Raw genomic sequence first — 11,620 nt, 5'->3', positions numbered from 1 at the left:
ATGTTAGCCCAGCACTTTTATCTCATCCGCACCGCCGTTATTGCCTTACTTCTGTTTTTTCTCCCAGTCATACACTCGGCTGACGCACAGCAATTACTTGAACTTGAGCCTGAATCTGAACCGAGTCTAGAGTCCTTATCGCAATCGACACAAACCGCGCCTTTGCCCCTAGGCACCTTGCTCGACAGTGAGGGCAAACCGATTAATCTACCTGACCAAGAGCAAAGCAGTTTCGAGTATTCGGCTCCCACTCTCACGCCGACTGAGTCATCCAAAACCACTAAATCAACTAAAGCCACGCAATCGACCAAAGCCACTAAGAGTAAAAAACTCAGCCGCAAGCAACAACTTGCCAGCCGTGAACACGTAGCCAATGATCCCAACTGCCGCTGGCTCGATAAACGTATGGATCAGTTAGAAGCGCAACTCGGCGGCAAACAAGATAATGCCGCTACGCATCAAGCCGACGAACTCAGCGCCCGCCAAAAGGAATGGCAATGTTTGAAATGTGGCGCAGAAGGTCCAGCTCAAAACGATCACTCTAATTGCCAATATCGCCGCTAGACGCCCACCCGATGAACAGCTGATGCCCAGTTCGGGTAAGTGTAAAGTTCGGGATCTTTTTCAGTCAAAGTACGGTCTCATGCGTTAGTCATGCAATGGGCTGGTCTGTTATCGCAAACACCCCTACAATGACCTTCTGCTGTAAAGCATCTCATCCTTGAAGTAAGACGGAGAAACTCATGGCTCAACATTTTGACTATATCTGCCTAGGCGCAGGCAGCGGCGGTATCGCCTCAGCAAACCGAGCAGCAATGCGTGGCGCTAAGGTTCTACTCATCGAAGCCAAACACGTAGGTGGCACCTGTGTAAACGTAGGCTGTGTGCCGAAAAAAGTCATGTGGTATGGCGCCCATGTTGCCGAAGCGATGAACCTTTACGCCAAAGATTATGGTTTCGACGTCACTGTTAATAAATTCGATTGGAATACCTTGGTCGAGAACCGCGAAGCCTACATTGGCCGTATTCATGATGCCTACGGCCGTGGTTTTGCCAACAACAAAGTGACCCTGTTAAATGGCTACGGCCGTTTTGTCGATGGCAACACTATTGAAGTGGATGGCGAACATTACACCGCCGATCATATCCTTATCGCCACTGGCGGCGCGCCGACTATTCCGAATATTCCTGGTACCGAATACGGTATCGACTCCGATGGTTTCTTCGCCCTGCGTGAGCAACCAAAACGCGTTGCCGTTGTGGGCGCGGGCTATATCGCCGTTGAAGTCGCTGGCGTGTTACACGCTCTGGGCAGTGAAACTCACTTATTAGTGCGTAAACATGCGCCGCTACGTAACTTTGACCCCATCTTAGTCGACGCCCTCGTTGAGGCCATGGCGACCGAAGGCCCAACATTGCACACCCATAGCGTGCCAAAAGCCGTGGTTAAAAATGCCGATGACAGCCTAACACTGAGCTTAGAAAACGGTGAAAGCATCACAGTCGATTGCTTGATTTGGGCAATTGGCCGTTCACCTGCGACGGGCAATATCGGCTTAGAAAACACCGAAGTGCAAGTAGATAGCAAAGGCTATGTCATCACTGACGAGCAACAAAATACGACTCACAAAGGAATTTACTGTGTCGGTGACATTATGGCGGGCGGCGTAGAGCTCACCCCAGTTGCGGTTAAAGCGGGCCGTTTGTTATCCGAGCGTTTATTTAACGGCATGACAGATGCCAAAATGGATTACAGCCTGATCCCAACCGTCGTGTTCAGCCATCCACCAATCGGCACTATGGGTTTGACCGAACCAGAAGCCCGTACTCAATACGGCGATGATAACGTCAAAGTGTATACCTCGACGTTTACCTCAATGTACACCGCCGTTACGGCCCATCGCCAAGCCTGTAAGATGAAGTTAGTCTGCGCTGGCAAGGACGAAAAAGTCGTCGGTATTCATGGTATTGGTTTTGGTATGGACGAAATCCTTCAAGGTTTCGGCGTCGCCATGAAAATGGGCGCAACTAAGGCCGACTTTGATGCGGTAGTTGCTATCCACCCAACTGGCGCGGAAGAGTTCGTTACTATGAAGGGTTAGTGTAGAAACTTAACTTACTCACGTTCAGAAATCTGGAAAAAACAATCTACACCACTTACACTTTTATATAATCAGTGAAAGTGGTGTTACTTTCTAGGTGGATTAATGGCACAAATAATACTCTCAAGTGATGTTTATAAGAGCACAGAATTAAAGCGTAATGATGGCGGCACTTACAGCTGTCAACCTTCTAATGATAATATCGGCCCCGTACCAACCCTCTTTTCTCATCACGGCATTTTTCTTCTCGAGCCCAACAGCTATCTTTTTTATCTTAAAGCTATAAAGAAAGCGAAAGATCTCAGTCCATGTAGCCGAGCATTACTCAAATACTATCAATTTCTAGAGGATGAAAAATTAGATTGGAATTACTTTCCTCCCATAAAAAGGCTTAAGCCCACCTATCAATTTCGCTCTTACTTACTTAAATCAATCAAGCTTGGGGAGTTGGCACATAGCACTGCAAACGCATACATGAACCACGTTAAGAACTTTTATATGTGGACCATACACGAAAGATATTTAAAAGTTCAGAATGAACAGGAAGCGCCGTTCAAACTAGAGTTTATTCAGATACAAAATCAAGGAATGCTGGCTCATCTTAGGCCAACATTTTCAGTCCAAACCAGTGACCTTAGAATTAAAGTTCCTAGAGATAGCGACTCAAACAGAATTCGACCTCTTTCACCACTGAGCAGGGACTCCCTGGAGCTATTGATTTCATTTCTCCCAAAAGCCTCAAAGGAATTAAGACTACAAATACTTCTCTCTATTGATTGTGGTTTGCGTATTGAAGAAGCCTGCACACTGACTTTACATGCGTTAAAGGCTGCAACACCAGTTGCAGAAAGTCGACATCGTTTTGAAATGATTTTATGCCCTCAAGTCACAGGCGTTCAGACTAAGTACGGAAAAAGAAGACGCGTCGAAATCTCCATTGATTTACTTGAAACTTTGCGTGAGTACCAAGTGTCTGAGCGCAGGCTTAAACGAGCCAACAAGTTACAGACCAAGATTGACCAGCTTTACAACGATTCACAGGTGCTAGACCATAAAACTGTTGAGATTTTAAAGCACTCTGAACGTTTTGAGCCGTTATTCATTAGCCAGCAAGGAAATCCTGCCACAAGTAAATCCACGGAATCTAGGTGGGTTGAATTGAGGAGTGAAATACAGAAGATGGACGATTCTTTTACTCACCGCTTCCACGACCTCAGAGCAACCTACGGTACATACCGATTGAGTGACCTATTGGATGCAGGGCTAAGCCCTACAGAGTGCATTGGGCTCATAATGGGATGGATGGGGCATAAAGATGAAAGTACCACTTGGAAATACATACGTTATCTAAAGCGTAAAGAAGTCTTTAAGATAAAATGTGGCATATTGGATTCCATCATGCACGACGCCTTGGGAGGTGCTGATGAATAATATCACTTATTTAAATGGCTGGGATATAGCTCTGCTAATTCAATTGAATGATGACTATATCACCCGATGCGACATGAATCGACTGTTCTATAAAGGATGTCCAAGCACTCAGCATATATTGGAAGGGAAACCGGTTGAGTCAGCAAATCGTGATGAGGCCATTATTCAATTCAAGGAGAAATTTCAAAATAAAATAGAAGAAGGCGCCTCGCATGCAACGGTCGGCAAGTATTTCATGAAGCTTTTAGAATTCCTTAAATGGTGTGATAAGGCTGGCATTGAAGCTTTCTCACTGCAAGCATTGCAAGCATTTATGGCGCATCTATTTGAAAAAGTACGACTGGGCTTGCTTAAAGCTACCTGTTATACACAAACATACGTGAAAATGGTTAAGATATTTAGCGATTATCTTGATTATCCTAGCAATTGGCAGCTTACAATTCCGACAATGAGAAGAGGAGATAGCGAACCTTTTGAGGCTTACAGTCGAAGCGATTTAAAGCAGCTTTTACCGTTTTTACGCAAATTATTTAATCAAACAGCAGAACAGTTCCTAGAAAACCCTCAAAAGCATATTAATGCCCACAAAAGAACATCCACGGCAACATTTATGTGGCAAGGTCAAAGATATGAACTTAATGCTGTAATTAGTAAAATGATGTCCGCGGCTCTGTTTTTAATCAGCTACTACACCTACTCAAACACAAGTACACTTTTTAAGCTAAAGCGCCCTAGAAATACGTCTACATCTGTAAGCAAGCAATGGTATCAAATGCCCGCATTTAAGCGTAGAAGCTTCAAAATAGTTCATGTGGAGATAGGAGAACATGACTATATTGATATACCCAAATACTGCCTTGCTTTATTCGATAAATTACTAGAAGTTTCAAAGGTATTAGATGATTCTGATGATGCATTGTTGTTTCAAATTATTTCCAATAAGAAGTTGCAACCTATTAAGCCATACACTCTTCAAGCATTCAATGGAGGATGGCTGGAGAAGAACTTTTGCTTTACCGACCAAACAGGCCGACGCTTGCGCCCTGTAGTGAGCCGTTTTCGGGAAACTGGTGCTCAGTTAACCACGGTATACCAAGGCGAATTGGCGAATAATATAACACTAGGTAATACCCCTAACATCCGCAGAAAACATTACTCCAAGGGCAATAAACACAATAATAATGCCATGATGCAAGATGTGATGCTCATAAGACAAGAGCAAGCGCAAACTAAGCAAGGCGCTTACTCGGCTCAATTGGCTGTGGGAATAGATGTACTGACTATTGAGGAAGAATTTAAAACTCACTTCCCCCTTATATCGCGAACTCCAAATGGCGGAAGTTGCACTAATCCCTTTAATGAAAAATCAGATAGTTATAGCCTAAAAGCCAAACAGCGAAATTTATTAAAAGATGGTGAGAAACTCGCTTGTGCAGAACTATTAAAATGCTTTGGTTGCCCGCATCAAGTTATAGTCCAATCAGTCAATGATATTTGGTGCTTATTATCATTTAAAACTTGTATTGAGGAGTCAATATACCAACATTTAAGCACTCACCATTATCGCAAGAATTTTGAGATGGTAGTTTCATTCATTCGAGAAAGTATCTTACCAAAAATCCGAAAAGACATTCTAAAAAAAGCTGAAGAAAAACTTGATGACATTGGGTTGCACCCCCTTTGGCAAGATAGTGGCACGGTAATCCTCCCTAAATTATCGGCTACGGAGTAGAGAAATGCATAATCCAAATCTATATGCCCTAGACTATCCAAAGGAATACCAATTTGAGAGCGTTGATGTTATTGAACTATTCCATCAAAAAAATTGGAATAGCCTCAATGAAGTAGTGATTTGTCGTGACAAAAATGGAGATGTCACTGCGCGTTTTAGCGATAATGAATGGGACCTTAACCCATATGCGAGAAACTATAGAGGAAAAGCCAGTTTTAATTTCCAAGATTGGAATGACACAGTTGAATTACAAATCGAGCTCAAGCTTCTGGCATATGGCTGGCTTTTTCATAGAAGCAGAAGAGGTCAGGCCCCTACATTTTCAACTGTGTGGAGTAAAGTTTCACGTATGAGAATAGTTTACAGGTTCCTAAAAGAAGAAAAACATTTTTCGCTCAGGAACTTATCAAATAAGAAGACATTTGAAGCATTCAAGGAATTCTTAATATTAAAGGATTCAAGCCAAAGAAATTTACAGAACATCTTTATTGCAGTGAATAGTGCGATGATGCTTGAGCATTGGCTAGAATATTCATTTGGCTTTACCGAAAAACTACAAGTAATAGCTTTGTCTAAGGCCTTAAGCAAAAAAGAGGCCCAGCAAACACTCGTCATACCAGAGCGAATAAGTGATGCTATTTATGGAAAGGCTATTGAGTTAATTCAGGGGGCAATTGAGTACAAAGATATCATTGCAGATATAGAGATTCGCCTGCAGGATAACTACTTAAAGGGTAAGCATATTGTTGATTTAAAAATCAAAAATGGGGCTAGATTTTTATGGACAGACGCTAGCGGTAACATCACTGATAGCCAGAAATATGCAAGCACAATTGGCGCTTATCAACCTTTGCAGACTAAAGAGATAATATCTCCTCTTTTAAATCAAATAACAGACGTAAAAATTAAGAATGTAATTGATTTCCGTGCTTATATTGGGCAATTAATTACCGCTTGTTTTATTGTTTGCGGTGGTTTTTCTGGTATGCGCGAATCTGAACTCGAAAAGCTAACTCCTAACAGTTATTACGTAGATAGCGTTAACGGACGAGACTTCCATTTGCTTCAGTCCAGTACTTTTAAGCTAGGTGAAAAGCGAGAAACCTGGGTTACGGCTCCGTTCGCAAAACAAGCAATTGAATTGGTATCAACACTGACAAGAACATGGCGGTCTCAAATCGAATATCCCGACAGTCGTTATACAAATACTCTCTGGTGCATTCAAAAAGCCCGTTCAAGACCACCCGTCTTGATTAGGAAATGGCAATTACGATTACGAATTTTCTGTCGGCAGTTTGATATTTTAGTCTCGCAGGCAGACTACCAAGAGTGCCTTGAGTCGAATCCGAACTCATTCGCTAAGATTCAGAATCTCGTAACCATAGGGCAGCCCTGGCTTCTATCTCCTCACCAATTTCGACGCTCTTTGGCATTTTACGCAATTAAATACCGACTAACTACAACTGTGGGATTAAAACAACAGTTTAAACATTTGTATTTAGCAATGACTGAGTGGTATGCCAATGGTGGGCAATTAGCTAGCATGAGAAATTTAACCGTTGATAGCGAAATACAACAAGCACTCGATGCAATTAATGCGGAAATGACTGCAAGTAAAATCTTTAGGCAATGGCACTCTGACGATCCACTCTCGGGCACTATGGGTAAAACCATTGTCAAGATGAGAGGAAATGTGCCGCACATTTATAGCTCCTGGGAAACTATCTACGCAGCAGTAAAAAAAGGCACTCTAACATTACACGGAACAGCACACAGCTACTGTAAGAATGGCTATGACTGTGACATGGAAGGCGTGGTTATGCCCCAGTTCTGTGTTGATTGCAAAGGACAAGGCAGTATTATCGATAAAGACCAAGCAGTGTGGTGGAAGAAAAAGCACCAGAGCCTTGTCTGCTATATGAATCAGGAAGAAGATATGTCACTTACTGAGATAAGCCATTTCATTACTCAAATTCGAGCAGCTGAAAACGTCATGACCGACTTTAATATGCCCTTTACCCCTTTTGAACCAGAATTAAAGGTAACTGAACTATGAGTAAGAGCGAAAATACTCTGCTTGTGTTAGAGGCTGCATTAGAGCGTATTGCGCAAGGCAAGCCTAAGCGAATTCCAGCTACACGAAAGTTAAGTGTGAGAGCTGTTGAAGAGGAAGCCAATCTGGGTAATGGCAGTGGTTATTACTATCCTGAGTTCGTTGAAAAAGTCAAACAGGTCAAGGCTGATATAGTCGAGGCAAGAGGAGAATACGTTCAACCTGAAATTCAGTCAGTACGGCTTAAGCTCAATGAACAGAAGCGAATCAAGCAAAACTACAAAGAGAAGTACAAAGCGATAAGAGATCAACTAGCCAGCTTTGCTGCAGCACAACATCATCTCAATGACAAGTTAGTTCAGGCATTAGCTAAGATTGATGAACTAGAGTTTGAAAACTCGAGTCTTAAAGATAGGCTTTCTAAGTTAAAACGAAGTACCATCGTACCGATTAAATAGACTAATGCCGCCCATTTGTGAATGAATAAAGATGGGCATAACCTCATTAGCACTTTATGCGCGGTACACTAAGCCACTTAGTCGTATATTGAGGTGTCAACAAATCTCGCCGCATTGCCCATTTATGCTCTATGCCTTGAGCAGCGGTGAACAGGGTATCACTGCCAAAGCATTGGTTAATGTGATCGAGTGTAAGCATTAGCGCTGACTTTGCCATTGGTGGATTGAACAAGTCTAATTGGCTATGTTTCTCGCTCGCTAAATCAATCTAACCTACGCCTATATTGTAATAGCGCTCACCTTCACGAAATAGCTTGGGTTCGGCTTCACATATAGCCTTAGTCAGCTCGACCGTACTTTATAAGCTTGATAATTGAAGATGTGCTTACTCTAACTTGAATTGAAAACAATTTGAAAACGAGTTCATTTCGCTATGCATCAGAAGCGATGCGCTACATAGATTTTCAATTGCACATATTAATTGACAAGATTTATCTATCATTAGCTAGTTTGGGAAAATGACTCAAAACTAGAAATGCCAGCACGGGCAGGAATAGGGATAACACGCATAGCAATAAACCACTGTGATTATATACAGAAATTATAGGCGTAGAATGGCAGCTAGCAAGAATTATTCACCGACCTCAATGTAATACCATTGGTTCTTCTCTTTATCGAAGGTCACGTTAATGTTCATTGGGTCGGTATAAGCTTGTTCAGCTCTGAGGAGCTTATCTCTGCCAAGTCATTAATACACAGTGGCTGCATTAATGTGATAAAAATATGGCTATAAAACCGAACAAGGTTAACAGGATTAAAGTGACTAGAACCCGTATAGGCCAAAAAACATGGAACAGCCTGAAGATAAAAATACCTATATCAGCTAAAGCAAAAATCATCGTAAAATGAGTACATAAAAGTGATTAGCACTACCTTTGCAACCCTAAATAGCAAATTCAACTGTACGAATCACTACACAAACATGACGATAATCCTTATGATTTATTCTTTAAGGATGGTCGTCATTTTTTGTCGATAATCCAGCTAGGCATGATTAATATATTTTTACTCCTTCTAGGGCTTTTTGAACTAGATTTGGGAAAGAAATATAAAGGCTCGGCTCCACTTAGTACATGTTTCTCCCAAGCCAATTGCCTTCTCTTTTTTTCCTTTGCTAACTTGTCATACTCTTCACTCATACCGCTACCTACTTAAAAACTAATATTGTTAAGTTAAATAGTGAACTCGACCGATTCGTTCGTAAAACATACAATAAACATATTTTGATTTATGTTCAAGCCGTCAGAAAAAAAGGAGCTTCACCCCTTGAACTTCCTCTGAACCTACATATTAGACTTTCGATTAGCAGGCTAATGCTAAGGGCACATTTAGTTGAATTTTTATTAAAAGGAAGCATCCCAACCCCAAAATATAGATGACTTAACACTAGTTTAGGCAGAAGATACGAGTTTTATGAAGTAATAAGTTGATGGATGAAAACTGAGGATCTGATATGCAAGAAATTGATTTTAAGGGTTCAAGTGCTACTCGGATTGGGATGAGAACTTCATTGAAAATCTTGGAAGAATGGGGCTGTAATCAGGAGCAAGTTCAGGCTTTACTCACATTACCTAAAAACTATAACGACCTTGATTTTGAACAAGTGAGTCTCAATCAAGAACAAATTGGAAGAATCAGCTATATACTGAATATTCACGCTGGTTTAAATTCACTATTCAGCAACCCTGAAAATATCTATGGGTTTATGAACATGGTCAATCATAATCATCTCTTTAATAGCGCCAAGCCAATCGATGTCATATTAAGTGAAGAAAGCGATAGTTTTCAATTAGTTATTAATCATATAAACCAGTTGCTTATACGTTAAATTTCGTTCTTTCTTCTTTGAGTTTTTTCACACAAACATTGAGCTATTTTGACACTAGGTATTTCTGACACGATTAAAATGTTTGTACATTTTAATCGTGTTGATGCCTGAATAAAAAATTTAAGCCATGCCTTTATCTCCTACTCGCCACCTTAAGCGTCTTTATATAAATACCCCATAAGTGGGAAAATCTGCGAAAATTTGTTAAACAAACCATAAACGATCTTGCTCATCTAAGGTTAGCCGGAACTAAATCATACATAGCCTTTTGGGTAACATAACTAAAAACGGGACATAAATTGGTTAGAGTCAAAGCTCTTAAAGTGATGAGTCTCATTAGGGAAAGTATGGAAAGTGGATATACGGTAACGCCACGTTGAGTAATGAGCAACGCTACCACCTAACCTGAACCATTGCCCCCCGAGAATACGAAGCGTTGAGAATCTGTCTTAAACGCTTGTTAAGTGCTCTGTAGTGCTTTAGTAAAGCCATACATATCAACAACCTTTGCTTTGGTATATGTCTTGTCAGTTCTATTCCCAGTGTAAAAGTCGATAGTCGCTCTACTTTCAGAGATTTGGTCGATAATACTTTGGTTTTGTTGGTAAAACTGACCTATGCAGCTTAAAGATCTATGGTTAAACCTAGTAAAGCCGCACTCACCTTTAAAAATATCACTAAATGTTGTTTTGAAAAAACGGTCATAGGCAGGAACTGAACCAAATACTCCAAGCATAATCTTGGTGACTAGAACTAAATGACTCGTGTTTTCAGGGATTATTAGACTACGGATCTCATTATATTGCTCTACCAAAAAATCTAAGTTTTCACTCGTATAATTGCTAACATCAATTGACCAAGCATCAACTTTTAGTGAAGCAATATACTCGATTAAACCTTCAAAGTTTTTCGAGCTTTTTGCGAGCATAAAACTCGAACCTCGAAACATGCCCCAGCTTGAAAGGTAAAAGCCAAGAGAAAGACAGCTCTTCTCCATATCCGCTAGAAGGTTACTTCCTGTTTTCGGATGAAAATAGTTATAACAATAATCAAAAGAAGCATACCTAGCATAAGGATCATGCCTTGCTTCAAAAGATGCTACATACTCATGTATATCATTTCTTGTTAGCTTCAAATTACCTCTCAATTCAAATCGACTGCAAATCACACAAATATGAATTCAAATGAAACAAGCGGTACTCTTTGAGTACCACTTGAACACTTTTTTGAACAAATTTAGACAGCAGCGTGGTGTGAAGCAAAAGACTAGATACCCGCGCTAATCAATTACATTTATTTTATATCATGTAAATAGCTGGAAATACTGTCTGCTTTACAAGCATAAGTGTTAACTAGTTCATCTTTAAATGATTCGTCCCAGTTAGGGTAAAGCTCATTGATTAATTCAGTCATAACTTCCTCAAATTGATAACCGTCAATTGACGTACCTAAAGACTGAAAAATTCGGTTCAAGCTTTTATGAAAGCGCTCTTCATCCAGAGGGTGGCCTGAATTCCATGTATCGATCTGCATCCATTTTTTTAATTCTTTTTTGAGTATAACTAAATTCATTTAAAACTCCTTTAAATATAACTTCTTAGTAGTTAGTGCGTTGCTCTGTTTGTAAGTTTAGCTCTGTCTGGTGCTAAAGTTCTGACGCGCATCCTTTAGATTAACCGGACTAATGGTGTTTGATCTTCTAAAATCATACCACCACTGCCATCCTCCATAGTAATAGCTGAAACCCTTAGTCCACACGATGTATGAAACCTAATTCCAATAACGCCGCTCCCTTCTTTCTTATCAGCTTCAACCTCATAAATTTTACCTGATTTTCTATCAATATATTGACCTTCAAAATTGTGACCCATATTCATTCCTCCATTCATGTAAATAGCTAGTAACTTTACTATCATAAACATAATAAACACTTGATCGTGTGCAATATAATCACTA

10 protein-coding genes and 1 pseudogene are annotated in these 11,620 nt (G+C 40.6%); 7 read left to right on the top strand and 4 right to left on the bottom strand.

Annotation, left to right across the window (positions count from 1 at the left end; genetic code table 11):
- The 6 genes from Q4Q46_RS05505 (at position 1) to Q4Q46_RS05480 (ending at position 7,776) form a co-directional block, all read left to right on the top strand.
- The gene (locus Q4Q46_RS05505; RefSeq protein WP_311905440.1) at positions 1–564 is read left to right on the top strand and encodes a hypothetical protein; all 564 of its coding nucleotides are present in this window, start codon (positions 1–3) and stop codon (positions 562–564) included.
- A gap of 179 nt (positions 565–743) precedes the next feature.
- On the top strand, positions 744–2,102 hold the full coding sequence (gene gorA / locus Q4Q46_RS05500) for a glutathione-disulfide reductase (RefSeq protein ID WP_311905439.1): 1,359 nt from the start codon (positions 744–746) through the stop codon (positions 2,100–2,102).
- 105 nt (positions 2,103–2,207) lie between these two features.
- Positions 2,208–3,533 carry a site-specific integrase gene (locus Q4Q46_RS05495; RefSeq protein ID WP_311905438.1) on the top strand — a complete coding sequence of 442 codons (1,326 nt, stop codon included), beginning with the start codon at positions 2,208–2,210 and terminating at the stop codon, positions 3,531–3,533.
- Positions 3,526–5,265 carry a hypothetical protein gene (locus Q4Q46_RS05490; protein WP_311905437.1) on the top strand — a complete coding sequence of 580 codons (1,740 nt, stop codon included), beginning with the start codon at positions 3,526–3,528 and terminating at the stop codon, positions 5,263–5,265. The genes Q4Q46_RS05495 and Q4Q46_RS05490 overlap by 8 nt, the downstream gene beginning before the upstream one ends.
- Positions 5,266–5,269: 4 nt before the next feature.
- Positions 5,270–7,321 carry a hypothetical protein gene (locus Q4Q46_RS05485; protein WP_311905436.1) on the top strand — a complete coding sequence of 684 codons (2,052 nt, stop codon included), beginning with the start codon at positions 5,270–5,272 and terminating at the stop codon, positions 7,319–7,321.
- Complete coding sequence (locus Q4Q46_RS05480; RefSeq protein WP_311905435.1) at positions 7,318–7,776, top strand: hypothetical protein; 459 nt, start codon at positions 7,318–7,320, stop codon at positions 7,774–7,776. The genes Q4Q46_RS05485 and Q4Q46_RS05480 overlap by 4 nt, the downstream gene beginning before the upstream one ends.
- A gap of 46 nt (positions 7,777–7,822) precedes the next feature.
- Here Q4Q46_RS05480 and Q4Q46_RS05475 read toward each other — a convergent pair.
- Positions 7,823–8,131 (bottom strand): annotated as a pseudogene (locus tag Q4Q46_RS05475) (DUF4113 domain-containing protein); the annotation flags it as partial.
- A gap of 1,158 nt (positions 8,132–9,289) precedes the next feature.
- Here Q4Q46_RS05475 and Q4Q46_RS05470 point away from each other — a divergent pair.
- Positions 9,290–9,664, top strand: coding sequence for a hypothetical protein (locus Q4Q46_RS05470; protein WP_311905434.1), 375 nt, complete (start codon positions 9,290–9,292; stop codon positions 9,662–9,664).
- Positions 9,665–10,124: 460 nt separating this feature from the next.
- Here Q4Q46_RS05470 and Q4Q46_RS05465 read toward each other — a convergent pair whose 3' ends face one another.
- The 3 genes from Q4Q46_RS05465 to Q4Q46_RS05455 form a co-directional block, all read right to left on the bottom strand.
- Positions 10,125–10,799, bottom strand: coding sequence for a hypothetical protein (locus Q4Q46_RS05465; RefSeq protein ID WP_219255669.1), 675 nt, complete (start codon positions 10,797–10,799; stop codon positions 10,125–10,127).
- A 158-nt stretch (positions 10,800–10,957) separates the two neighbouring features.
- Positions 10,958–11,236, bottom strand: a complete 279-nt coding sequence (locus Q4Q46_RS05460; RefSeq protein WP_311905433.1) for a hypothetical protein — start codon at positions 11,234–11,236, stop codon at positions 10,958–10,960.
- A gap of 95 nt (positions 11,237–11,331) precedes the next feature.
- Positions 11,332–11,535, bottom strand: coding sequence for a hypothetical protein (locus Q4Q46_RS05455; protein WP_311905432.1), 204 nt, complete (start codon positions 11,533–11,535; stop codon positions 11,332–11,334).
- Positions 11,536–11,620: the final 85 nt, after the last annotated feature.

The sequence above is a fragment of the Shewanella vaxholmensis genome (assembly GCF_031932135.1).
In the GTDB taxonomy this organism is placed as follows: domain Bacteria; phylum Pseudomonadota; class Gammaproteobacteria; order Enterobacterales; family Shewanellaceae; genus Shewanella; species Shewanella hafniensis.
This window is presented reverse-complemented; position numbering and strand designations above follow the sequence as displayed.